This is a genomic window from Bifidobacterium sp. LH_230, from assembly GCF_056357555.1.
Genome location: NZ_JBKEWJ010000030.1, coordinates 1 through 24,781 on the forward strand (window position 1 = coordinate 1; position 24,781 = coordinate 24,781).

At 62.1% G+C, this 24,781-nt stretch carries 14 protein-coding genes and 1 tRNA gene; 5 read left to right on the forward strand and 10 right to left on the reverse strand.

Annotation, left to right across the window (positions count from 1 at the left end):
• Positions 1-293: 293 nt before the first annotated feature.
• Positions 294-983, forward strand: coding sequence for an IS3 family transposase (locus AC1A0G_RS11295; protein WP_476529827.1), 690 nt, complete (start codon positions 294-296; stop codon positions 981-983).
• A gap of 356 nt (positions 984-1,339) precedes the next feature.
• Here AC1A0G_RS11295 and AC1A0G_RS11300 read toward each other — a convergent pair whose 3' ends face one another.
• Positions 1,340-4,096 carry an RICIN domain-containing protein gene (locus AC1A0G_RS11300; protein WP_476529829.1) on the reverse strand — a complete coding sequence of 919 codons (2,757 nt, stop codon included), beginning with the start codon at positions 4,094-4,096 and terminating at the stop codon, positions 1,340-1,342.
• A 486-nt stretch (positions 4,097-4,582) separates the two neighbouring features.
• Between AC1A0G_RS11300 and AC1A0G_RS11305 the strand changes: the two genes are divergently transcribed.
• Positions 4,583-4,655 (forward strand) — tRNA-Asn (locus tag AC1A0G_RS11305).
• Between the two features lie 596 nt (positions 4,656-5,251).
• Here the strand turns inward: AC1A0G_RS11305 and AC1A0G_RS11310 are convergent.
• The 3 genes from AC1A0G_RS11310 to AC1A0G_RS11320 all read right to left on the reverse strand — a co-directional run bounded on the left by AC1A0G_RS11310 (position 5,252) and on the right by AC1A0G_RS11320 (position 10,483).
• The gene (locus tag AC1A0G_RS11310) at positions 5,252-6,379 is read right to left on the reverse strand and encodes a hypothetical protein (RefSeq protein WP_476529798.1); all 1,128 of its coding nucleotides are present in this window, start codon (positions 6,377-6,379) and stop codon (positions 5,252-5,254) included.
• Between the two features lie 261 nt (positions 6,380-6,640).
• A complete protein-coding gene (locus AC1A0G_RS11315; RefSeq protein ID WP_476529800.1) occupies positions 6,641-8,902 on the reverse strand; it encodes a DUF4012 domain-containing protein in 2,262 nt (753 codons plus the stop codon).
• Between the two features lie 141 nt (positions 8,903-9,043).
• On the reverse strand, positions 9,044-10,483 hold the full coding sequence (locus AC1A0G_RS11320) for an LCP family protein (protein WP_476529802.1): 1,440 nt from the start codon (positions 10,481-10,483) through the stop codon (positions 9,044-9,046).
• A gap of 604 nt (positions 10,484-11,087) precedes the next feature.
• On the opposite strand from AC1A0G_RS11320, the gene AC1A0G_RS11325 reads away from it, so the two are divergent.
• Entirely contained in the window at positions 11,088-12,515 is a 1,428-nt protein-coding gene (locus AC1A0G_RS11325; protein ID WP_476529804.1) for an ABC transporter permease, read from the forward strand.
• Positions 12,512-13,786 carry an ATP-binding cassette domain-containing protein gene (locus AC1A0G_RS11330; RefSeq protein ID WP_476529806.1) on the forward strand — a complete coding sequence of 425 codons (1,275 nt, stop codon included), beginning with the start codon at positions 12,512-12,514 and terminating at the stop codon, positions 13,784-13,786. Before AC1A0G_RS11325 ends, AC1A0G_RS11330 begins: the two co-directional genes overlap by 4 nt.
• A gap of 503 nt (positions 13,787-14,289) precedes the next feature.
• On the opposite strand, the gene AC1A0G_RS11335 is transcribed toward AC1A0G_RS11330, so the two are convergent.
• The 6 genes from AC1A0G_RS11335 to rpmB form a co-directional block, all read right to left on the reverse strand.
• Positions 14,290-15,087 (reverse strand): HD domain-containing protein, encoded by a 798-nt coding sequence (locus AC1A0G_RS11335; RefSeq protein ID WP_476529808.1) that lies wholly within the window; start codon positions 15,085-15,087, stop codon positions 14,290-14,292.
• 495 nt (positions 15,088-15,582) lie between these two features.
• A complete protein-coding gene (locus AC1A0G_RS11340; RefSeq protein ID WP_476529810.1) occupies positions 15,583-16,467 on the reverse strand; it encodes a class II glutamine amidotransferase in 885 nt (294 codons plus the stop codon).
• Between the two features lie 147 nt (positions 16,468-16,614).
• Entirely contained in the window at positions 16,615-19,104 is a 2,490-nt protein-coding gene (locus AC1A0G_RS11345) for a KUP/HAK/KT family potassium transporter (RefSeq protein ID WP_476529811.1), read from the reverse strand.
• Positions 19,105-19,466: 362 nt separating this feature from the next.
• The gene (locus AC1A0G_RS11350; protein WP_476529813.1) at positions 19,467-20,426 is read right to left on the reverse strand and encodes a TatD family hydrolase; all 960 of its coding nucleotides are present in this window, start codon (positions 20,424-20,426) and stop codon (positions 19,467-19,469) included.
• Between the two features lie 667 nt (positions 20,427-21,093).
• Positions 21,094-21,942, reverse strand: a complete 849-nt coding sequence (locus AC1A0G_RS11355) for a CTP synthase (RefSeq protein WP_476529815.1) — start codon at positions 21,940-21,942, stop codon at positions 21,094-21,096.
• A 1,172-nt stretch (positions 21,943-23,114) separates the two neighbouring features.
• Entirely contained in the window at positions 23,115-23,309 is a 195-nt protein-coding gene (rpmB, locus tag AC1A0G_RS11360; protein ID WP_152357804.1) for a 50S ribosomal protein L28, read from the reverse strand.
• 297 nt (positions 23,310-23,606) lie between these two features.
• On the opposite strand from rpmB, the gene AC1A0G_RS11365 reads away from it, so the two are divergent.
• Positions 23,607-24,671 carry a PfkB family carbohydrate kinase gene (locus AC1A0G_RS11365; protein WP_476529817.1) on the forward strand — a complete coding sequence of 355 codons (1,065 nt, stop codon included), beginning with the start codon at positions 23,607-23,609 and terminating at the stop codon, positions 24,669-24,671.
• Positions 24,672-24,781: the final 110 nt, after the last annotated feature.

Consider the following 24,781-nt stretch of genomic DNA (forward strand, 5'->3'; position numbering starts at 1 on the left):
GGATTCAGGAAACCGTCCGAAGCCATCCTCGACCTGATCAACGAGGCATGATACGATCACACAACCAAATCAACCAGCAACACGGGTGTTGCAACCACCACTAGAATCCGCCAAGAGCCGGGCGCAGACCCGGACAACCCGGCCAATAGAGAAAAAGCGATCCTGGTCAACAAGGTCAGTGAGGCGCTCGGAGTCGATGCGGAGGGCCTGCTGGCGGAGGTCGGCATCGCGCGCAGCACGTACTACTACCAGCTCAAGGCCATGAACCGGCCCGACAGGGCCTGCTCGCCCTGATACGCGAGGCGTTCGAGAACAGTCGTCGACGCCACGGGTACAAGCGCATCCACATGGAATTGATGAGCGCGGGCATTGTGGTCTCCGCGAAGCGGATCATGCGCCTGATGACGGCTCACGGGCTCGTGCCCGTGTTCAAGAGCATGAAGCGCTACAGCTCGTACAAGGGCGAGATCGGCGGCGCGCCCGCCAACCTCGTGAACCGGGACTTCCACGCCACCGCGCCGAACCGGCTGTGGGTGACCGACATCACGGAGTTCTCGATCCCGGCGGGCAAGGTGTACCTGTCGCCGGTCATCGACTGCTTCGACGGCATGCTGGTGGCCTGGACAATCGGCACGAGCCCGAACGCCGCCCTGGCCAACGGGATGCTCGAGGACGCGTGCGCCACGCTCAAGCCCGGCCAGACGCCCGTCATCCACTCCGACCGGGGCTGCCACTACCGGTGGCCCGAATGGATCCGCATCTGCAGGGACCACGGGCTGACGCGTTCCATGAGCGCGAAGGGCTGTTCTCCGGACAACACGGCCGCTGAGGGGTTCTTCGTCCGGCTCAAGCAGGAGTTCTTCCACAAGCGCAGCTTCCAGGGCGTGACGGTGGACGAGTTCGCCGCCATGCTGGACGAGTGTACATGGTCTGGTACAGGGACAAGCGCATCAAACTCGAGCTCGTCGCCTGAACGCATGTGATAACGTGCTGAACGACTATTCAGACAACGAAGTCCAACAAAACGTTACCACCACACCGTGCACGGACCAGAATTGGACGGACTCTCTCCCACCGATAAGACATACCTACTCGCAATGGCTCAAGACGAAGGACCGTCTTCGACGGCAACAATTGCCGAGCGCATGGGGAAGGACACTCGATATGCAAGCATCTACCGCATGCGACTCATCGATGCACAAGTAGTCGAGGAACGTGGATATGGAAAAGTCGACTTCGCCATCCCATATCTTCGTGAATATCTACGTGAACATGCCGCATATATCCGCATGACCGCTGGAATCACGGAATAATATTACAAGTTCCCAATCGGTCAGCATCACAGCTTCTTAAACGTCCACTTCTGCGCATAGGTGCCGTTGGACGAGTAAAGCTGAATGTTCCGGCCGTTGCGCATTTGTCCCGATGCAACGTCGATCACACGACTTTCGGCGAGCGCGGAATGCAGCGTGATCGAGCCATCTGCGTTCTTCACCGCGATCCACTTCTGTGCGTAGGTGCCGTTCGACGCGTACTGCTGCACGTTCGCTCCCGGTTTTGTCGACGCACCGGAGACATCAAGCACTCTGCCGGAACCGACGTTCGTGATCGTTACATACCCGGCCTTGTCGTGCGTGACTCGCCACCGCTGCGCATTCGTACGGTTCCACGAATACAGTTGCACATTCGCACCGTTGTTGTGTGACCCGCCGGACACATCCACGACCATCGACGACTTGCCGCGCGACGCAATCATGTACACGCCGTCCTTGATCACGCTGCGATTCGCGGCAGCACTGTCGTTGAGCCGTTCGCGCAGTGTCTTGACCACGGTCAGCGACCACTGCTGCGCCTTCGTGCCGTTGCGCGCATAGGTTTGCAGTTTCGCTCCGGAGTTAGCGCGAGCGCCCGGCACGTCGATGACCTTGCCGGACGCGTTGTTGATGAACGTATACCGGTTGGTCCCATAGCTCATCAGCGACCAATGCTGAGCGCCGGTGCCATTCGACTGGTACTGCTGCACGATGCCACCGTTCGCAGTATTGGCTCCGGCCACTTCGAGCACTTTGCCGGACCGCGCGTTGGTGATGCGATATACGCCGTTGCCGACCTCATTGAACCGGTAGAGTTGCGCTTCGGTGGCGTTCCAGCCGTACAATTGGACCCTGGCACCGTTCGCGGTGGACGCGCCTGGCATGTCCATGACCATCGATCCGTTCAGCGCGGATGCGATCTTCACGGTTTTCCCGGTGGCAATCGTTATGCCGGCCGATGCGATAAGAAACTTCTGGGCTTTCGAACCATTCGGCGCGTAGAGTTGAATTCTGGTACCGTTTTTCGTGGCTGCGGCCGTCACATCCAGCACCCAGTTACCGAGCGCAGACTGCAGGTAGTATCCGGTACCGGAGTCGCGAATGAACCAGCGTTGCGCGACGCTGCCATCCCTGGTCTGCTGCTGGACGACCGCACCGAGTTTGGGCTGGGCGTTGCGCACGGTGAGCGCCTTGCGGGAGCTGACGTTTGTGATCACGTAGCTGCCATCGGTCTGCGGAGTGAACGCAAACTGCTGGTTCCTGCCTTTGTTGTAGGCATACAGTTGGATCGATACGCCGTCGGCCGTGCTGGCCTGGGAAATATCGATGCCGGACGAGTCCTTGACCATCGCGTTGATGTAGTATGCGCCACCGTTCGTCGCGCTCGTCGGCACACTCACGGCCGGCAGGGTACGCACATCGACCGCGGCCTGATATTCGTGATATCCGAACGCATTCAGATCCACCGAGCCTTCGATGCCGTTGACCTTGCCTTGCGAGGTGTACTGCCAGGCACGGTCGTTGGTTGAGAACGGGAAGCCGGTGCGGGCGCCGTAGCTGGCGACCCAGCGGGTCTTAGCATGGATGTTCTTAGTGTTGAGCGCGGAGTTCAGGTAGTTCGTGTACGAATACACGCCGAGGTTCGTGTAGCCGGCGGCGCGCAGCTGCGCCCACCAGTTGTTGACCGCGCCGTTCCACACGTTCGGGTTGGTCGGAGCCTTGTGACCGGTCCACGTTCCGGTCCAGTTCTCGAGATCGTAGAACACCGGGTAGGTCAGGTCGCCCGGCTTGGCACCGAGCTGCCTGAGCTTGGCGACGACGTCCTTGCCTTCCTCGGTGCCGTCGGCCGCACTCTCCGCGTACGAGAACAGGTACACGCCGAACGGGATGCCGAGACGCTTGCATTCGCTGATGTTGCGCTGCGCGTACTTGTCGGCCGCATTGCCCGATCCGTAGCCGATGCGGATGATCGCACCCTGGACGCCGGCCGCCTTGGCCTTTGCCCAGTCGATCTTGCCCTGCCACGACGAGACGTCGATCACGCTCTTGGCCTGTTGCACGAACAGCTTGCCATCGGCCTCGAAGAACGCCGACGTGCCGTTGTACGTGCCCCAGTGGGCACCGTACTGATTATTGCCGAGGGATGCGGCGTAGACGTGCGCGGTTGCGGAAGATGTTGCAGCAGAGGGGCTGGTCGCAACGGATTGTCCGGATTGGGGATTGCTGTTCGGCGTATCAGTTGTGCCATCCGTGCCGCTGGTGCTGGAACCGTCATCGGAGGCGTCAGGAACGTTGGATGCGCCAGACGCGTTGTCGGGGAGAGAGTTCTCGGCTTCGGCTTTGCCTTCGTTCGAAATGACAGGGGCAGAAGCGTCATCACTGTTCTTATCCGAGGTGTCAGCTGACGAGGATTCCGGCTCTTGCGTATTCAATTCGTCGTTCGGCGTATCACCGGTATCGGCATCATTGGATGTGTCACCGGCACCGGTTTCGGTTTTGGCATCGCTGTCAGACGCACTCGCATCGCCGCCGTTCGCAGCCACCGCATTCTTGACATCGCTCGCATCGACCGGGATGAACGACTCGCCATCCGTCTTTGCCAGCGGATCGGCCGGCGCGTCCGGCGTGCCGACGATCGTCTCGTCGGTCACGGTCTGTCCGGTTTCGATATCCTTGACCTCACCATCGGCCGTCACCGCAAGGTCTTCCGACACGATCGTCGCGTCGTCCGGAATCGACTCGCTCACTTGAGCCGGCAGTTCGACGGTCGGATTGTCCGGCATCGCGGCACCATCCGTGCCATCCGCGGAACTATTGTTCGCAGTCTGTTGATCAGCCAGACGAACACCAGCCGACGATGCGCTATCCGAGTCAATGGAAGATGCCGTACCCGACGATTGCGCCGCCACGGTATCCGAATCTATCGCAACATCCGTCAATGCGAACGCCGGAGCCGTCAACGAACCGGCAAGCGCAAACACGGCAACCGTCGCCACGCCGGCCGTAATCCTCTTGCCATGTGTCTTCTTACGCGAGCCGTCGCCCGTTGCAGACACCAACCGCATCATCCCTCTCCTCACGCCATGCCACACATCCGGCATTCCACGTACCGCTTCGGCCGCCGCCAGACGCACGTTTTCCACTGTACCTACTGCCCTCGCCGTTTGACGACACGCCGAAGGTGCGGCGATTTGCATATGACGGCGAAACTGCGTATTCTTTCTTTCCGTTGCTTCAAGAGCTTGGTTCTTGGGGTGATAATTGAATATTCCTGCGTAGCTCAGTTGGCAGAGCATCCGACTGTTAATCGGACGGTCGCTGGTTCAAGCCCAGCCGCAGGAGCTTGTGAGAAGCCTCGGAAGATTCCGGGGCTTTTTGATTTTGGTCTGCCGAAACGTGCCGCGATTATGCCGGATTGCCCCCCTGACTTGCGTCATGCTTTGCACGATCCTTTCTGCGCCGGAAAGCGGACGGGATTGTCACACATGAGGATCAACAAAGGATACTGGGCTAATGTGGCGCGGGCCGTTGACACGCATTGCCCGAATGGACGATTTCGGAGACTGTATGACACCGGATCTGTCACGCAATATGGAAAAGCTGAATTTGAGCCAAAGCGTGACAATCGGACAATGACAAGAACCTTGCAATACCAACGATCTCCGGATAGCATTCTGCACGCAGACGCTGGTGGCTTGTCACACTTGCGTAGAACTACCCGTTCCCGCCAAAGTATGACACGAAATCCAGCCACACCCCATCATGTAATCGTGTTCAACAGCAAAGCATGACAGGACCAAGGAAAATACCGCGCGCATCCAGCCTTCTAATCGAATGTTTCCGCAGGTCCATCCCGATGGACAGAGCGCCGCCTTTGCACTCGGGTGATACAACGCCTTAACGACCATATCAGGTCAGCAGGAGTCCGCACGCCATCATCATTGCAGCAACGTCTCGTCGAACAGGCCGTCATAGCCGTCGCTCGGCCTGACTTCACTGGGAGATTTGCCGTTGAGGATGCGATGCGGAACGAGGTTCCATGTACGCATGAAGATCTCGATCAGCTCGCCGATGCCGCTGTGACGCAGGTATTCGGCATCGCCGTTCGGCTCTGACTTGCTCGCATCATCCGCAGGCTCGGCGGGCATCACCAGTTTGATCAGGTCCAGCATATCTGTCGCGGCGTTGCGATCGTCAGCGCTATCCGCGCCTCGCGTCGCAAGGGTCGGATCATCAGCCGTGCCCTCATCGGCGATCAGATCGCACAATCCCTCCCACGTGTACGGCAACGTGCAACGCGAACGCAACTGATCGTACCGATCGTGCAACCGTTCCAGTTCCTCGGCACGCTCATCCGCACTCATACCGCGATAGCGTTCCATGACTTCCCACGGATGCTCGCGCTCCATCTCAAGAACGCCGTCTCCATCGTCCATATCACCGCCATCCGCATCATCGAAGCCCATCTCAATCGATACGTAATCCGCAAATGTCATGTCGTTGTCGGCCTGCAACGCTCGCAACATCTCCTTGAGTCGTGCGGTCGGCTTGACGCGGCGGAAACTGATCAGGTTCCCCGGGAAATACCATGTGCCGCGCACGCAGGCCAGACGCGCGGTCAGCAGCCCACCGTCGATGCCGTCCAGCGACTGGCTGGTCGAATCGTCGGACACATCGTACCGTTCGCCGGTCGCCGCGTTCTCCAGACGCACCGCATGGTCCGCGGCGCTGGACGAAAGCACCCAGAATGTGCCGACGAACTGCGTATCGGCGGCTTCCTGCAGGTCCTTCACCTGTTTGCGACTGAGCTTAATGCCGGGAGACATCGGGTATCGTGTGAGCGGCGTCTGACCGTTCGGCAGACGGTAGTCGAAGATGAACCATTCCAACGAGAACGACGACAGATCCTGCTGTTCGTCGTCCGTGAGTGGGCGGCCGTCATAGCCGATCTCGTCTTCAAACACATCCAACGACTCGTGGACCATCGTCGGCTGGGTTCGCATGAAGTACTCGCCGATGATCGCGTACTCCATATATGGTTTGCCGTTTGCCTTGCCCGTCGCCATTGCCGTGCCTTTCTCTCGGCGGATACCGTGTGGTGTCCGTAGCGTGTCATCCGATATCCAGACTAGTACTTCGTCGGACTTAATGTGATGGGTTTGACGCTCCCCCAGTCGGCTTCGCCGACAGCGTCCCGCAATTGCGGACGGCCTGCGGCCGCGCCTTGTCGGCTCGCTGCCGCTCGCACCTCGCCTACAAACGCCGCCGGCGTTTGCTTCACGGCTCGGCCTTCAACCGAGGGAGCCGAGAATAAGGACACGCCGAGGCTAGGACGCGAGTTTCTTGAGGTCCACGGGGCATTGGATTTGGGTTTTGAGCTGGGACAGGGAGTCGAGCGTGCTGGCGGCGTCCGATCCGCTGCCGGAGGAGGAACCGGCACCCGAACCGGAACCGGTGCCCGCCTCGGAGCCGGCACCCGAGCTGCCCCTGCCGTTACCCGAGCCACTGCCGGCAACGCCGTTGCCGGAACCGTTACTTCCACTGCCTCCGTTACTTGCCCCATCAGAGCTCTGTTTATCGGAGGAATCGCCCTTGCCATCCTCCGAACCACCGGCCGCCGCCAGCGCCTTGTCCTCGGCCGCATCCGGCACATCCGCACCGCACTCGTCCGTCACGGCCCCATCGGTGCCGTCGTACTCCCCCGACTCGCCGATCACCGGCGTGGTCACCACGTCCAGCGGATCGGACGCGCCCTCCGCGACGCGCACCGTGTACACGATCACATCGGTTTTGCCCGGCTCCAGCCCGGTATCGGACGGGTCGAGCACCACGAACTGGCGGTTCTCCACCGGCCCGTTGGCCTGCAGCACCGCGTTGCCGTACGCGATCGAGGTGATCTCGCCGCCGGTCGGCGCCATCAGCGTGGTGCGCAGGAACATCGATCCCGGCGTCTCGTCCGTGCCGGTCACGAACTTCGGCAGCTCCTTCACCTGCTGCTTCGTCAGCGTGTTCTTCAGCTTGAGCACCACCGTGTATTCGTCGCCCAGCGACTCCTCAGCGACCCCGGCCAGCCGCGTCGACATCAGATCGCCGACCTGATCGGGATCGACCTGCTTGCCCGCATCCTCCACGAACGTCGTGCCGCAGGTCTTCGTCACCTTGATGTTCACGTCCAGATACCAGCTCAGTTTGCTGGCCTGCATCTCCGAGAAATACGCGCCGGCCACCGGCTGCTTCTCGCTGCCGGGCAGCGAGCCGGCCACGTTCGCGTCGAGTACGCCCGTCTGCACGAGCGCCGCGAACTCGTCGCTGTGCTGCATCCACAGTTTGAGATGCGATCCGGCCGACGAATCGCGCAGCGCCTTGAGCACGCCGGACGCGGTGGACGTGTTGACCGACGAGAACACATGCGACATGATCGTCTTCGACGCCGCGTTCGTGTACTTGTTCTGCTGGTCGAAATCGGGGTACGCGCTGTAGATGTCGTGCAGGAAGAAGCGCGCCGTGTTGGTGCCGTCAAGCACCTTGCCGTCGTTGAGCGTCACCGAACCGGTCGCGCCGATCAGCGATTGCAGAAACACCGGGTCGAGCGCGAGCACACCGGCCACATCCTTGTGTTCGTTGCCTTTCTGCGACTTCCACAGGTTCGCGAGCGTCACCGCCGCACGCTGGTAGTCGGGGTTCATCGTGGTGGTCTGCGGGTATTTCCAGATCCACTCGCCGAACACTTCGGCCTCCTTCGCGTTCTCGTCGTCGAGCGGTTCGGTCGCGTATTCGAAGTCGGTGGTGGGCGAGAAATCGCCGATCGTCACCTTGCCGTGATCGGCGGTGATCGCGGCGATGTTGCCGACCATGCCGCCGCCGGAGCGCAGTTCGGACGGATTGTAGATCGCGGCCAGATACGTGCGCGTGCCGTTTTCGCCGAGCAGCTGCGGGATGAGATCGATGAGTTCGTCGTATTCGTCAAGCAGATTGTTCGCGGACTGCAGACCGGTTTTGCCGGCGTTCAGCAGTTTGCGGGTCACCGACAGCCGCGGTTGGCCGACCGTCTCGAGTTTGGCCGATTCCTTGCTGATGTCGGCGCGGGCAGTTGTGACGATGCTAGGTAGTTTGCCGAGCGCGCTCAGATCGACGGTTTTGCTGTCGGACGAGAATCCGTTCAGCTGATTGACGAGATCGGTCGCGTCGCTGAACGGGCCGTCGACCAGGTTGCCGACCGAGTCGAGCATGGTGCGCGCCGCGTCGATGTCGTTGCCGTATGCGGTATGGTCGCGCACGAACGTCCATTTCGGCTGGTTCAGTTCGTCGCGCAGCGCCCGCGCGGAGGTCACGAATTCCTGAGATGCTTCGGGTACGCTTTTGTCCGATCCGCAGCCAAGCGCCGTATTCGCCAGAGACTGGCCGGCGTCCATAAGCCGGCTCGCATCAAAATACATACGGATCACGGACACGCCGTAGAACAGGATGCCCGACAACACCAGCCCGGCAGCCGCCATCAGCACGCACAGTGCCATGCGTCTGTTTCCCGCATGCTTGCGCATGGCGTGAAAACCCTTGCGATTGGCGTGCTGCGACGGTTTCTGTAGCATGCGGCCGTCTCCTATCGTCCTGCCGGAATTCGGTACAGAGACGAATAGTAGCCCGCGATATTTAATTTTTTGCGAAGATCGACGGCGCACACAGCCACATGACCGTGCGCGCCGCAACGGCTACGTAGATGCCGGGGCGTGTCACGCGCCGCAGTAGGTGACCTCGATGTAGCGGTTGGCTAGGCCGATGTACTGGCCGGTGGTCGCGTCGCGGATCGCGCCGGTTTCCGGATCGATGATGCCGCCGGTCTCCTTGTCGATCAGCGTGCCGTCGGCCTGCGTGACCACGCCGGTGTTGGCGTCGTACTTCGAGCCGTCGTCGGTGGAGCCGGTGCCGGACGATGCGGACGAATCATTGCCGTCCGTGGTCGTCGTGTCGGTGGTCGTATCGTCCGTGGTGGTCGAGTCGGTGTTGTTGTTCGTCGAATCGTTGTTCGAGCTGTTATCCGAAGTCTGCTCCTCGACCAGCGGCTGGTGGTTACGTAGCTTCTCCCACACGGCTTCCGCGCCGGTCGCGAACTGGCTGCGGTTCGCGTCCTCAACCCACGGTTCGACCGGGATCGTCTGCGAGTACAGGTGCGTGATGTCGAAGTCCTTGAGGCTCATCGCGAGGGCGGCCAACGTGCCGGTGTCGGCCAGACCGGTGCTCATCTGCACGGATTCCAGCGCGGCCTTCGCGAGCTGGTACAGCTGGCTGGACTGGGTGAAGAAGTTCTTGGACAGCGCGGTGCTGATGATCTTCTTGATCAGATACTGCTGGCGCGTGGTGCGCATCGTGTCCGAGCCGTCGGTGCCGGTGGCGTGACGGGTGCGCGCGTACTGCGTGGCGGTGGTGCCGTCCATGTGCACCAGGCCGCGCTTGAGATCGAGGCCGGTGTACGTGTCGTACATGTCGGTCGGCACGCAGATGTCCACGCCGCCGATCGCGTTCACCATCTTCACCAGACCGCCGAAGTCGATCACCATGAAGTTCTTGATATCCAGTCCGCCCAGCGAATTGACCGTTTTGAGCGTGCAGCTGGCCGCCGACGAGACGTCGCCGCCCTGCGCGTACGCGTTCGCGAAGATCGAGTTGAACTGGACGGTGTACTGCGCCGGAATCTCGCCGTTCGTGGTCTGGCAGCTCGGCGCGTCGATCATGAGGTCGCGCGGCAGGGAGACGAGGTTGATCGTCTTGCGGTCGGCCGAGATCTGCATGATCATCGTCGTGTCGGAGTTGTGCAGGTTCTGCGTATCCGCCGCATCGCCGCCGATGGCCGTGTTGTCGCTGCCGTCGCGCGTATCCTGGCCGATGAGCAGGATGTCGATCGGCGTGTTCGCGTACGGGTCGACCAGCGTGTTCTCGTCGTCGTCATTGCCGTCCTGGGCGATCACGCGCACCTTCTGCTTGTTGACCGTCGTGTTCACGTCGGACAAGGTCGCCGCCGCCATCGTGCCGACGAACGACAGCACGCCCACCACGACGAGCGCGACTGCGGTGACGGCCGCGTGCCCGACGCGATAACCGAGCGAATGCTTCGGACGCGTGCCCTGCCAGCCGAGGTTCGGCAGTTCGCTGGTGTGCGCGGGGCGATGTGACATGACTACCTCCAAATTCGCCTGCATGGCGCATCGATCCGGCTGGACCTTCGGCCAGACGATCGCGTCCGATCCGTTGCGATCACGGTGCAGCGATATCCTCCGCCGCGAACCTGTCACAAGCGGCGACATCATTCCATTGTGGTGTGACGACGATTGCTTACGTAGCCGCAGTTTAACAGTAGGCGACGAAACAATGTCCCGAAAGATGCGCTACGTAGCGGTTCGCTCGCATCGATGACGGAGGCGACGCGCCATCGCCTCCCGATCCGGCGGCACTACCGACCGCCCCGGCTGTGCGCACCGTGAACGGTCACACCTTTGCCCTGTCACCCCCGTTTCAGGTTTCTTTCAGGGTTATTGCAGGACTACAGTAGACTTCGACAAGAAAACATCCACATAGCACGGCCATAGTGTTGTCACGGGATGCCATCGTTTGCGGCTGTGCCTCGCTGCCGGCGGCACCCCGGCCAACGTTATACGCCATTGCGAGCGCACCGCTTGCAGGACCGGACCCCATGCGACGCCGCCATGCGCCGCGACGCGCCGGCTCGAGTCTGCACGGCGACGTGCCCGCATGAGATTTCAAGAGGACTGGAGAAGCCGTATGTTCGTTCTCAGGAATGCCTGGGCACAGTTGATGCGCCACAAACTGCGCACGCTGCTGACCCTGTTGATCGCACTGGTCGCCGCGTTTGGCACGCTGTTCGGATGGTCGGTGCAGCAGGCGAACACCACGGCCACCACCACGGACCGTGAGGCGCTCGCGCCGAGTGCGATCGTTCGCATGACGGCCGCGCAGCAGGCCAAGTACGACGGCGCGGACAAGTCGTGGGTCAAGAACTATCTGACCACCGAGGAGTACAACAACTACTACACGATCGTCACGAGCAACTCGATCCAGCTGTCGAACGTGAACGCGTCGTCGTCGTTCCCGGTGCGCCAGACCAAGGATTCGGTGCAGGCGATCGCCGGCACGGCCGATCAGGACGCGGACAAGACCGGCGGCGAGCTGACGCTCAAGTCGTTCACCTCCGTCGACACGGCCCGCCAGAACGATCTGGGCCGTTACAAGGTGGTTCAGGGCAAGCATCTGAGCTACTCGGGCAAGGCCCCCGACGGCGTGCTGATCTCGAAGGCGCTGGCCGAGAAGAACAATCTCAAGGTGGGCGACAAGATCACCGTCGCTTCCCCGGCCGACAAGTCGAAGACGACCGAGTTCACGGTGCGCGGCATCTACGAGTACGTCGACGCGAACGCGCCGGCCGGCCATGGCTCCGACGCGAAGTTGTCGAAGGACAACCGCGACAACGTGATCTACACCGCCTACTCCACCATGTACGACCTCAACTGGGGCAACGAGGCGGCGAGCGACTGGAGCAAGCCGGACCTGAGCTACGTGTTCGAGTTCTCGAGCCTGAGCGACTACAACAAGTACGCGAAGAAGGTCGCGTCGAAGATCGACAAGAAGTACGAGCTGAGCTCGCCGACGATCGACGAGTACGAGACGAAGACCACGCCGCTGACCGCGCTGAACTCGCGTCTGAACGTGGGCAGCGGCGCCTTGGTGCCGGCCGTGGGCGGCGTGCTGCTGCTGGTGCTGACACTGCTGGGCGTGTGCGTTCGTCGTACCGATGAGATCGGGTTCGCGCTGGCGTCCGGCGTGACGCGCGGACGCATGGCATGGCAGTTCATGCTGGAGACGCTGTTCCCCGTGGTCGTCGGATTCGCGATCGGTCTGATCGCGGCCGGGTTCGGTTCCAAGTCGCTGGGTGCGGCGCTGGCCAACGGCTACGCAACGCCGGTGACCGGTGATCTGGTGTGGCGTGCGCTGTGGGTCGCGCTGGTCGCACTGCTGGTGCTGATGATCGTGGCCGGACTGCGGATGGCGTTCTTCCGTACGCCGGTGCTGTTCGCGGCGCGCGACGGCTGGGGCGCGGACGCTGATGCGGCTGATGATGCGGCTGATGCGGACACCGCTGCCGCTGATGGCGCCGCTACTGCTGATGACGATACCGAGGAGGCGCGGGCATGAGCAAGGACGAACTGACGACCGACGAGAACGCAACCGGGAAGGACACGACGATGACCGATACCGAATCCACCGCGGCATCCACCGCTGCCGAGGATACGCAGCACGACGACAGCGCCGTCGATCAGACGGCGGATACGGCAGCCGACCAGGCAGGCGATGCTGCCGATCAGTCTGCGCAGTCCGATCAGTCCGACGCGACGTCGCCGGCGGAGTCGGTCCAGTTCAGCATCGTGTTCGACGATGACGACGCCGACGATGCGTCCGTCGCCGATCTTGCGGAACCGGTTGCCGTCTCCGATGCGATCGCCGATGCGGCATCCGCCACTGTCGATAGCGAGTCCGACGCAGCGGAACCGGCAACCGAACCTGCTGAATCTTCTGCGGAATCCAACACCGCCGCAGCCGATACGGCCCCGCGCGGCATCGCGCAGCAGGATCACGTCGCCGCGGAAAACGCGGCCAAGGTCGCGCAAACGTTGTCGCTCGGCAAGAACGCCGCCGACAGCAAGATAGCCGCCGGCGCACGCATCGACACGGCCGCGCCGGCATCGCTGCGCCTGTCCGAGCGTCTCGACAAGGAGCTCGGCGGCAACGCGGCGGACAAGGTGCTGCTCAAGTCGTATCCGTCGCTCGCGCTCAACAAGGTGACGGTTACCGACGGCAAGACCGGACACAACACGATCGACCGCACGAGCGCGGACTTCTATGCGGGTCACCTGTACGCGATCCGGGTCGAGTCCGACGACGAACGCGTCGCGCTGCTGAGCGTGATGACCGGCATAATGCGCCCGCACGACGGCGCGGTTATGAACAAAAGCCTCAACGTGCTCGAGATCGAGCCGGGCGAGCTGCGCGGCCACCGCATCGGCATCATCCCGCAGCGCTACGCGGTGCGCGCCGATCTGAACGCCGAGCAGAACGTGCTGTACGCGATGGACGCGTCCGGCCGCACGTTCCTGAAGCCCAAACCGGTGATCGCGCGCGAATTGCTGCACCGCGTCGGGTTCGACAGCGAAACGCCGAACACGGCGGTCGGCAAGCTGCCGGCAGTGCAGCAGCGGCTCGTCGCGATCGCGCGTGCGATCTCGTGCGACGCGGAGGTGATCATCGCCGACGAACCGACCGGCGGACTGGACGCGGACGACAGCGTCGCGGTGCTCAAGACCCTGATCGGGCTGACGCACGGCGATCCGAAGCGCTGCGTGATCGTCATCACCGGTTCCGACGAGGTCGCGGAGGTCGCCGAGCGCGTCACCTACGTGAACGCCTGAGTGTTCGCGCTCGTCCCCAGCCTCCCCTTCCCCTCTCAAAGGAGGGTCCCGACTGGGCGACGCACACCCGTCCGTCCATCGCCTTTCCCTCCCCTCTCAGGGGGAGAGTTCCGACTAGTATTTTGTCGGACCTAAACTGACGCGTCTTTATTCTCGGCCCCCTCGGCTGAGGGGGCTGTCGGCGAAGCCGACTGGGGGAGCGTCAAACCCATCACATTAAGTCCGACAAAGTACTAGGGCGCCGTGCACCCGTCAGCTTCGCTGACGCTCTCCCCTCTCAGGGGAGAGTTCCGACTGGACATCACGCACCATCCGCCCATCACCTTTCCCTCCCCTCTCAGGGGAGGGTGTCAGCGAAGCTGACGGGTGGGGTGCAGCGGCGAAGCCGCCAACAACACCGTATCGGACGCATCATGCGGACGATACCGCATCACACAACAGTGGGGCTCCTCATGTGAGGAGCCCCACTGTTTATACGCATAACCACCCGCCCCAGCCAGCCGTCACACCATGCGCATGTGGTACTTCTCGGCCATCGCCGCGATATCGGGCCGACCGTACTGCTCGACCAATTCCAGCCACTTGCGGCTGTTCTCCTCGCCGAACCGCGCGGCCTTCGCGGTGTACGCGTCGACCGACAGGAACTTCGGCGGCGTGGACTTGCTATGGAACTTGTCGGCCACCATCACCGTCTCCTGTTCGAGGTTGACGGGCACGTAATCGGCCGGCGGCAGCGGTAGCTCCTGACGGATCACCTCGACCTTGGTCAGCCCCACGCCGGTGTGATTGCGCGCGAACTGCGCGATCGACTCGTCCACGCCCTGCTCGAGCAGCCACTCGTAGCCGAGCAGACCGTGCAGGATGTAGCGTTTACCGCTGAATTTGAGCGGTTCGCCGTCCGAACCGTCATGTTTGAGCACCTGGTACGTGCCGATGTCATGCAACAGGCCGCCGATCATCACCAGATGCTCGTCGAGTAGACGCGGCGGAACTTTGCCTCCTGCCACTCCCCCGGTCGGCGGCACGGTCCACTCGATCTTGCGGTCGACTGCCGACGCGCCGTTCGGTGCATCAACCGGTTCGCCGGCCGATGCGCCGGCACTATCGTGCGACAGTTCCGGCGCATCGTCCGGCAGCGTGCAACGCCGCATAAACAACGCGTTCTGTCGGCGGGCAAGCTGGCATGCGATCTGCGCGACGATCACGCAATGCGTGTGGATGAGATCATAGGCGGCTTCGGACGGCGCGATCCTGCGGTGCAGCTCGTCGATCTGGTCAAGCGTGGGAATATATCCGGTCATACCGCCATTGTAGGGCGTCCCAGTCGGCAATCATCCACACCATCCGCTTCGCCCGCCTCTCTCGCGTGATATTTTTGCTACTACCAGCACCGACCTATCATCGACGTCACGCCAATAGCTTCTTAGCGTGACATTGCGGATAGCAACCTCCCCCAACTATCCCCGCCATCACGCCAGCAAGCCCCTTCGCGTGATATTTTGGCGGCTATCGTCCCCGATCTATCACCAACATCACGGGGATAAACCCCTTGCGTGATGTTTTTGCTATCACCGGCTTTCCACTATCACCAACATCACGCCAACCATCTTCTTAGCGTGATATTTGGGATAGGAGGCCACCGGTACTATCACCAACATCACGCAAGTGGGTGTAATCGGCTCGCCACGTCGGCGGTTTTCGCCCGCTTCGGCCAAGCCGACCGCCACCATCCCCTAAAAAACAGACCTGTTCGGCCACCTCATCAGCAAACCGAACCGCGCTGATGGCGCCCGCTCTCAGATCGAGCGCACGCGGAACTTGCCGGTGCGGTTCGAGGCGACGATCATCTGGTCGTTGTTGAGCCGCGTCCAGCCGTCGGACTCGGCCTGCTCGAAACCGGAGCTGGCTACGACCACGCCGCCCTTGCCGGCGCCACGGGAGTCGACCGCGGAACCGTCGAGCGAACGGTAGCGCAGCACGCGGTAGTCGTGCGCCTGCTCGCCACGGCCGTACCGATCGTAGATCTCGACGATGCGCGGGCTGGTCACCTCGCGGCCGGCCGCGCACAACGCGACGAACTGGTCCTGGCTCTGGATCATGCAGTTGTAGCTCGACTTCGGGTAGGTCTGGCGCAGCTGGCGCACGGCCTGCGCGACGGCCTCGTCGAGCGCGAAGCCAAAGCCGATGAACTCGAGGATGACGGAGAAGAAGATCGCCGAATCGGACTGGCCGCCGGTCGCTAGGAACGCACCCTGATTGACCGGATAATGCCGGTTGTTGACGATGTTCACGCCGTTCTCGTCGGAGATGTCGCCGTTGTGGATGAACGTGAGACCGTTCGCGTAGAACGGCTGCTGGTTTTCGAGGATGAGCGGCAGGTTCGAGCTGGCAAGCCGCAGGTGCCACAGCGCGCCGCGCGCGGGGGCGTTCGCGAAGTCCGGGAACACCGAATCGTAGCGCGCGGCGAGCGTGCTCTTATACAGTTGGACACCGGTTTCCGGCGCGGGCGCGCCGCCGTCCCGGGTGTAGGGCGGTTCGACGGGTTCGCTGAGCAGACCCACACCCCAACCGTCGTTGTGGATCTCGCTCAGCTCGCGGAACTCGTCTACGGCAGATGCGCCGAGAGCAGCCGTGAGGCTCGTGTTGGCCCCGGCCGTCGCGTATCCCAGTAATCTGCACATGGTTGATTACTGTACCGGACGATTCGCGGCGGCGTGACGGTGTCGCTATAGGAGTTGCTTATAGCGGTCTATTTGCAAGATTACGACAGGGTTCCGGCGGGGTTGCGACAAGCTGGAAGTGTCGTGGATCACATGATCGGCCGCGTGTCAGTTTTGGTGATCAGGAGACTGCCGATCGGTACGATCGTCGATTCCACCACCACCGGCAGCAGTCCCGTCGGCCGCGGTCTTCAGTTCCGGGATCGGACCGGTGATCCGCTGCATCACCACCGTCGTCTCGCCGTCGGCGACCGTACGCAACGGCCGGTGCGCGGCCGCATCCTGCGCCGCCGCGTTCGTCGCGCGCTCCCACGACTTGCCGGACGGTGCGGGCTGGCTGACCACGCCGAATCCGGCATCGGCCGCGTCCGCGGACAGCCCGGCGCCGTTCTCGCTCATGCGCCCCTCGTTCGCGGGCTTGCGCAGCGTGACGCGCTTCAAGCGCGGCGGACGGCGGGTCGAGATGAACAGCGGCTGCACTTCGACGATCGGGTTGAACGGCGCCAAACCGAACCATTTGAACGGCGAGCCGGCCACGTGGCGGATCGCGTACTTGGTGCGCAGCGCGACCGCGCCCAACGCCGTGACCTTCGATTCAGGCATGAGATCCTTGTGGATGAGCACGTAGCGGATCGTGCCGATGCCGGGATCGGCGTCAACCTTCGGGTAGATCGACTTCTGTTCGGGCAGTTCGCCGGTGCGGCTCAGATCGTGCATGATCTGATGCAGGTACGGCGGGATCGACTGCGACACCTTGAATCCCAGCCGAATGCGCACGCGGAACAGGTATTCGGTGCCGAAGTTCTCGACCGAATACTCGCGCGTGAACGGTTCGTCGGTGGTCTGCACCGACACGACCCACCATGCGCGCGCCCGCTTGGGATGCTCGGCGAAGATCGAGAAGAACACGTCGGTGTCGAGCCGCTTCATCTCCGGATCGGCGCTCAGGTAGACGATGTTGTCGGCGAAGTACGGGATGCGGAAGTCGCCGTGCAGCCGGCCGAGCACCGGCAGGAAGTCGGCCGGGCGCATGTGCCGGCGCTGCGAACGTTCGATTTTCGTGCCTTTGTCCCACGTGTACATGACGAACAGGATCGCGAGCGTGAGCAGCATGGTGAACCAGCCGCCGTGCAGGAACTTCGCCATCGACGCGATGAAGAACATGGTCTGAATCGCGAGGAAGACGAGCAGGAACACGATCGCGCCGACGTGCCGGCCGCTATACCAGATGTAGACGGCGAGCAGGATCGTGGTCGTGATCATCGTGACGGTGAGCGCGAGACCGTACGCTGCGGAGATATGTTCCGAATCGCGGAACAGCGCGAGGACCGACAACGTTGCCACCAGCAGCACGCCGTTGACGACCGGAATGTACAGCTGGCCGCGCGTGCGGGCCGGGTAGCGGACCTGAAGATGCGGCATCCAGTTGAGTCGGGTCGCTTCCGAGACCATCGTGAACGCGCCGGTGATCAAGGCCTGGGATGCGATCACGCCGGCCGTGACCGACAGGATGACCGCCACGTAGCGCACGCTCGGCGTCATCATCTGGAAGAACGGGTTAAGGCTTTTCACATTCGCCAGATCAGCATTGTGCTGGTTCTTGAGCATCCACGCGCCCTGACCGAAGTAGCACAGCACGAGCGCGACCTTGATGAACGGCCACGTGAAGTAGATGTTGCCGCGGCCCACGTGGCCCATGTCGGAGTAGAGCGCCTCCGCGCCGGTGGTGGCGAGGAACACGGTGCCCATGAGCGCGATGCCGGCCGCGTTGTGCGGGCTGAACAGGAATCGGATGCCGTAGACCGGGTTGAGGGCGGCGAAGACGGTCCAGTCGGCGGACAGGTTCACCGCGCCGACGACCGCGAGGAACGAGAACCAGACGAGCACGATCGAGCCAAACACGCGGCCGATCGACTCGGTGCCGCGCGACTGCACGGCGAACAGGACCACGATGATGACCGTGGTGATCATGAGCGTGAGGTCGGGGTTCGCGTCGAACACGCCTTCGAGCGGTTTGAGCGTGGTCAGGCCTTCGACGGCGGAGCTGATCGAGACGGCGGGCGTGAGCACCGAGTCGGCGAGGAACGCCGCGCCGCCGACCATCGCGGGGATGGCGAGCCATGCGCCGTGCTTGCGGATGAGCGAGTACAGGGCGAAGATGCCGCCTTCGCCGTTGTTGTCGATACGCATCGCGATGAGCACGTATTTGACGGTGGTGATCAGCGTGATCGACCAGAAGACGAGCGAGAGCATGCCGAGCACGGCTTCGCGGTCGGCGTTGGCGAGGCCTCCTTGACCGGACAGGAACGTCTGCGCGGTGTACAGCGGCGAGGTGCCGATGTCGCCGTAGACGACGCCGAGCGCGACGATGGCCATCGACAGGGTGATCTTGTTCGGGCCGGACTGGAGTCTGGCCCACCAGCGGCCGATCGGCCCCTTGGATGCGGTTTCGTAGAGTTTCTCCGCTTCCTTCTGCTCGGCCGCGCGTTGCTTGCTGAGTTCTTCTTTTTCTTCTTGGGTCAGCGTGCGCTTGGAAACCTTGGGCGCGTTCGTGAACGTGTCGGCTTTCAGCAGGGTTTCGTCGGGTTGTTGCGCCATACCTTGTTCCTCCACAATGGCGGAGGACCTTCCCCCGTCTTGCACCACCTCGCATAGCAAAAGCCCGTCGGGCTCCTTGGGCTCCGACGGGCTTCTTCGCTGCTTAGCCGCCAGTTTAGGCGCGTTCAGGATTTTTGCCAACTTTTCACGAATCGGCGCAGTCCGACACAGCTCGATACGCCCGGAAACAGGGCGTTTCCCGAGCCGCTGCACATCACAGCCAGCTGCCATTTCGACCGAACGAAACACCCACCAATTATCATTTCGACCGAACGCCAGTGAGCGGAGAAATCTTGCCCCCGGCAATCCTTCCGCAAGATTTCTCGACTTCGCTACGCTCCGCTCGAAATGACAGCATCACGTCAGATGCCGTACACCGTCCGCGTCGTGCGCCGCGTCCCTCGCGCCACGTCGGCGATCGGCATGTCGAACACGTCCGCGAGCGCGGCCAGCGTGTACGGGATCATGTACGGCGCGTTCGTCCGGCCGCGGTACGGCATCGGCGTCAGATACGGCGCGTCGGTCTCGACCATCACGTGATCCAGTCCGACGATCCTGGCCGATTCGCGGATGCCGTCATTGCCCTTGTAGCTGCACGTTCCCGACATGCTCAGGTACCAGCCGTGTTCGCGCGCGATCTCGGCCATCGCGGCATCGCCCGAGTAGCTGTGGAACACGGTGCGTTCGGGAGCACCGTCCGCGAGCAGTGTTTCGATGACCTCCTTATGCGAGTCGCGGTCGTGGATCTGCATCGGCAGGTTCAGCTCCTTGGCGAGCGCGATGTGCGCGCGGAACGCCTCACGCTGCAGGTGCGCGACGCTTTCTCCGGTGCGGAACAGGTCCATGCCGGTCTCGCCGATCGCGACGACCTGCTTGGGATAGGCTTTGGCGAGCCGCGCGACTTCAGCCATCGCGTCGTCGAAGCTCACGTCGTGGTACGGCTGGTATTTCACGGCGAGTCCGTCCGGGCCGGGCGCGGCGCGATGGCCGTGACGGACGGCTTCGTTGGGATGGATGGCGATGGCCGCGTACACCTGTCCCGGGTGTTCGCGGGCCATGTCGATGGCGACCTGCAGGTTCGGCAGCTCGCAGCCGCAGTCGATGATGCCGGTCACGCCGACGGCCGCAGCCTGCGCGAGCAGTTCGTCGACGCCGTATACGGGGACTTCGGGCTGGCCTTTTTCGACCGCCTCGTGGCTCATGGCGCGGGCGAACGGCACGACGGAGGCGACGTGCGTGTGATTGTCGATGACCTGCGCGTCGGCCGGCAGCGCGGGCGGCGCGGGCGCCCAACTGCGGTCGCGGTGATGATGCTTGCTCATGCTCCCCAGTGTAGGCGGATGTCGGTCAAGCGCCGCGACCGCTGGAGTGAGACCAACATGGCTCCGTAACGCTTTTAAAAACCCACCACTACATCCCTAGGCCGTCGGATATCAGCCACAAGCCCATCGTCATACAGTGATTCAGATCGCAATATGCACTCCCAGCCGCAGCCAATCGCACACCAGTCACGCACATCGGTCTTTCGACTATCAATCATTGCCCTCATCTCGCCCTTATTGCGTGGCGATAAGCACATCATCAGCCAACTACTCGCTCAAACATCACGCAACTGAATCCGAGAATCTCTACGCAGCTGCAACTAAAGGAGCGAAACAGATCCGTCCCGCTGCTTCCAACCGATCCCAACAGTCATCCGCCGTGATATTTCCGCCAGTACCCTCCCGTTACTATCCCAAACATCACGCAAATCAGGCATCCCGCGTGACATTCTTGCCATCATCCAGTTCCTACTAGCAAAAACATCACGCAAACCGGTCTGCTGCCGTGATATTTCCGTCAGTACCGACCCGCTACTATCTCAAACATCACGCAAATCAGTCTGTTAGCGTGACATTCTGGCCAGTAACCGACCGATACTATCCAAAATGTCACGCAGTTCGCGTTGCCAACAGCACCAATGCGAAACAGTCCCGCAAACGGCATCGGTCAGCGACGGTTCCGCGCACCCGCGCACCGAGGAATTCCGGCCGCACGAAGCTTGTCGATCAGCGGCTGCCGGCAGACGACCTCATCGAACGTCATCCGAACGATCAGGTTCACAGCCCAACCCAGTAGACTGCGCTCCCGTCGATTCTGCTCATTCACTACGGCAGCCACGCTTTTGCCGTTGGTCATGGCCGGATCAACGTACTTGGCCATGCCGTCGTACTCCGCCACCACGACGCGTCCTCCCGGCAGGAACCATGCGAAATCGACGCGATACCATTCGGCGGTGTCGTGAGGGTTGACGAACACATGCTGCACGACCGGTTCGGCGAATCCCTCCTCCACGATCGTCGCGTACATCATCGATTCGCCGCCGTTCTCGCACAGCGGATTGGCATACCGCAGCAACCGGTCGATCGGTGCGCAATCATGCCGTAGCCTCACGCAGCACGAGCGTATCTCGTCCACAGTGACGGCGGACTGTGCCAGCGCGGAATTCACTACGGGCAGCGCGTTGACGAACGGCAGAATCAGACCGCAGTCCACCACCGTGCGTGCGGCGCAGGTGACCGGCAATCCGTTCACGGTGGTTTCGGGGACATCCGGCATATACACGCGATGCAGCGCGTCATGCGATTCGCGGCGATCGGTTCCGAGCAATCCGTGTGTGGTATCGGCAGCGTACAGGCCAGAGTCGTGGACGGACCATTGGTGCTCGAAACCGTGGATCGCGGCCGCAGTCGGCCCCGCGAATACCAGTGACGGGCGGCTGGTCGAAAGCGTGCGGACGATGTGCAAGACACGCTCAGCTGGATTCAGCGATTGCCAGTACGAGAAGTCGACAAACATGCCTCGGCGTGGACTGACGATTCTGCCCGAGCGCTTGCGACGGAGAAAGGCCATTTGATCGGCATGACAGGATGCAGTGGCGCACTGGCGAGACTGTTGTGCCTCGCGCAGTCGTTGTTCGATACGTTGATGTGTTCTCATGACTCGACGGTAGCGGAAATTGCCGTTGCGGCGAGCGAATTTCGGGGTATGTGGTCGAACGGTCGGCGAACGGCGTGTCGCGGCGGATTTTGGATGATTTGGACTGGGTTATCCACATTTTGCGTCGTGTCCGGACACATGGGAGGAGCCGGATGCAGGTCCTTCGGAACTTCTCTGTTGCTCTGATCGGCAGCAAAATGGCGTGAACCGACGACCGGCTGAAACGAACAACCCACCTCTCTCCTTGCGTGATGTTTTGGATGGTAGGGTTCCATTACTATCCAAAACATCACGCAAACAGGGGTGTTAGCGTGACATTGGGGATAGGACTTAGTTGGGGAACGGTATTAGGAGAACAGTATAAAAAGCAGTATAGGCAGAGCAGTGCAAGGAAAACGGTGACCGCGGCGAAACCGGGATTCTGCGTGATGTTTTGGATAGGATGCTCCATCTCCTATCAAGAACATCACGCAAAACAGGGTCGTTAGCGTGACATTGGAGACAGTAATTAGGTACTTAGTCACCAAAATGTCACGCAAACTGGTCTGCTCGCGTGACATTTCTGCTAGCAAACAGGCCAAGCTATCCCAAACATCACGCAAAAAGACCCACCAGCGTGACGTCTCGGATAGGAGCACCCCGCTGCTATCACATACATCACGCTAACGGGCTCGCTTGCGTGACATTTGGGATAGGAGCCGGCGCTCGGTCGCCCAAATATCTCGCGACCGGCCTACTGGCGTGACATTTCTGCTAGCAAACAGGCCAAGCTATCCCAAACATCACGCAAGAGGACCCACCAGCGTGACGCGCGGGCGACGATCCACCCTTCACTTGTCACACATGTCACGCAAACCATGACCTGTGTGACAAGGTCGCCATTAACGGAAGGACACCGGCGAAAGACCGTGCAGAAACTTGTCTGGAAGGCAAGCGGACAGCCGACCTCAGCCGATGTCCCGGGCCGCCCGCGATATGAAAAACCCCGGCGGTCTTGCGACTACCGGGGTTTAAGCTTGCTATCTCGCGATTCACGCGGCCACACGCTGAACCTTGCCAGCCTTGAGGCACTTGACGCACACGCGAACGCGGACGTTCTCGCCGTCGATCGTGGTGCGAACCGGCTGCAGGTTCGGGCGGAAGGTGCGCTTATTGCGGATATGTGAGTGCGAAACGGTGTAACCGGTCTGCGGTCCCTTGCCGCACACTGCGCAACGAGCTGCCATAATGGACTCCCTATAATGTTCTTTGACTTGCAAGTCTTGCGTTCGCGCCACGCATTTTACCGCACGGCGGAACACACAACTTCACTACTATAGCGCACAGCACCGGACAACGCAAAACAAGCACGAGTACGCCCGCGATCAGCCACACGCAGCCCCTCGAAATTTCGCACAATCATACCCAGTACCTATTGCCGCATTCAGGAAACATTCATAAACTTGCTGTACAACGTGACTAATTAATGGCTACGGCTCGCAAGTCCCGGCGAGACGGCAGCCGCAGCAGTCAAGGAGGATGCCATGCTCAGCCGAATCGGCGAACGTTTCGCCCAACTCAAGGAAACGCAGGACGGCGAGCCGCAGCATGCCGTCATCTCGCTCGGCCACATCTGGGTCGACATCATGATGAACGTGAACGACTTCCCGAAGGCCGGCGGGTTCGCCGTCTCGGACCGCACCAACGCCGCGGTCGGCGGCAGCTACCGCGTGCTGCAGGCGGCCGCGCGCATGGGAGCGAAGGCCGAGCACGCGGGCATCATCGGCACCGGCCCGTGGGCCACGATCGTGCGCGAGACGATCGCCGAACAGCACATCGACCACATCGGCCAGGATCGGATCGACACCGATTCCGGCTTCCGCCTCGTGCTCGCCGACGAGGACCGCCGCAAAACCTACATCGCCACCTACGGCGCGGAGGCGCAGGGCGACGACACGACGTTCGATTGCGTGGAACCGCGCCCCGGCGACGTGGTGCACATCAGCGGCAACACGCTGATGGACCACACCGCGGCGGGCGTGGACGAGTTCATGCACCGCGCCGGCAGCGATCCGGCCGGCCGCGAGTTCACGATCGTGCTCAACCCGACGAACACACTCTCGCTGGTCAACGACCATCTGCTCGAGGACCTCGTGCTGGCGCGGCCGATCTGGTCGTGCAACCGGCAGGAGGCCAACACGCTGGCGGACCGGCTCGGCATCTTCCGCGACGATGAGGCGTCGCTGACCGTGGGCGGCGGATTCGACCGGTCGATGGCCGAATTGTGCAAGGCGCTCGGCGAGACGCTGCGCGCGCCGCTGGTGGTGCGCGCCGGATCGCGCGGCGCGTGGGTGCGCACGCCGGGCGGCGATGTCGTGCATGTGGACGGATACCCGACCAAGGCGACGCACACGCGCTCGGCCGGAGCCCCGCACACCGGCACGTTGTGCGCGATGCTGGCGCGCGGCTGGTCATTGACCGACGCAGTGCGCATCGCGAACGCGGCCGCATCGCTCGCGATCCAGCGCGCGGTCAACGGCGTGCCCGACTGCCCGGATTACGAGGCTGCGATCGCGCTGATCGACGCGAACGAGCAGCCACGAGCATAACAGTTGCATTACGTTTCCGACTCGGCGGGCGGCTTGCGCGCAGGCAGGCCGCCAGCACTGCAGATCGGCAGCATACGTTTGCTGGGCCACATCGCCTTCCATCGCTCCCC

Bases quoted from the DNA above. Each gene is read 5' to 3' on its own strand.
- AC1A0G_RS11300 (WP_476529829.1), bottom strand. From the start codon at position 4,096: ATGCCGGACAATCCGACCGTCGAACTGCCGGCTCAAGTGAGCGAGTCG.
- AC1A0G_RS11310 (WP_476529798.1), bottom strand. From the start codon at position 6,379: ATGGCGACGGGCAAGGCAAACGGCAAACCATATATGGAGTACGCGATC.
- AC1A0G_RS11315 (WP_476529800.1), bottom strand. From the start codon at position 8,902: ATGCTACAGAAACCGTCGCAGCACGCCAATCGCAAGGGTTTTCACGCC.
- AC1A0G_RS11320 (WP_476529802.1), bottom strand. From the start codon at position 10,483: ATGTCACATCGCCCCGCGCACACCAGCGAACTGCCGAACCTCGGCTGG.
- AC1A0G_RS11325 (WP_476529804.1), top strand. From the start codon at position 11,088: ATGTTCGTTCTCAGGAATGCCTGGGCACAGTTGATGCGCCACAAACTG.
- AC1A0G_RS11330 (WP_476529806.1), top strand. From the start codon at position 12,512: ATGAGCAAGGACGAACTGACGACCGACGAGAACGCAACCGGGAAGGAC.
- AC1A0G_RS11335 (WP_476529808.1), bottom strand. From the start codon at position 15,087: ATGACCGGATATATTCCCACGCTTGACCAGATCGACGAGCTGCACCGC.
- AC1A0G_RS11340 (WP_476529810.1), bottom strand. From the start codon at position 16,467: ATGTGCAGATTACTGGGATACGCGACGGCCGGGGCCAACACGAGCCTC.
- AC1A0G_RS11345 (WP_476529811.1), bottom strand. From the start codon at position 19,104: ATGGCGCAACAACCCGACGAAACCCTGCTGAAAGCCGACACGTTCACG.
- AC1A0G_RS11350 (WP_476529813.1), bottom strand. From the start codon at position 20,426: ATGAGCAAGCATCATCACCGCGACCGCAGTTGGGCGCCCGCGCCGCCC.
- AC1A0G_RS11355 (WP_476529815.1), bottom strand. From the start codon at position 21,942: ATGTTTGTCGACTTCTCGTACTGGCAATCGCTGAATCCAGCTGAGCGT.
- rpmB (WP_152357804.1), bottom strand. From the start codon at position 23,309: ATGGCAGCTCGTTGCGCAGTGTGCGGCAAGGGACCGCAGACCGGTTAC.
- AC1A0G_RS11365 (WP_476529817.1), top strand. From the start codon at position 23,607: ATGCTCAGCCGAATCGGCGAACGTTTCGCCCAACTCAAGGAAACGCAG.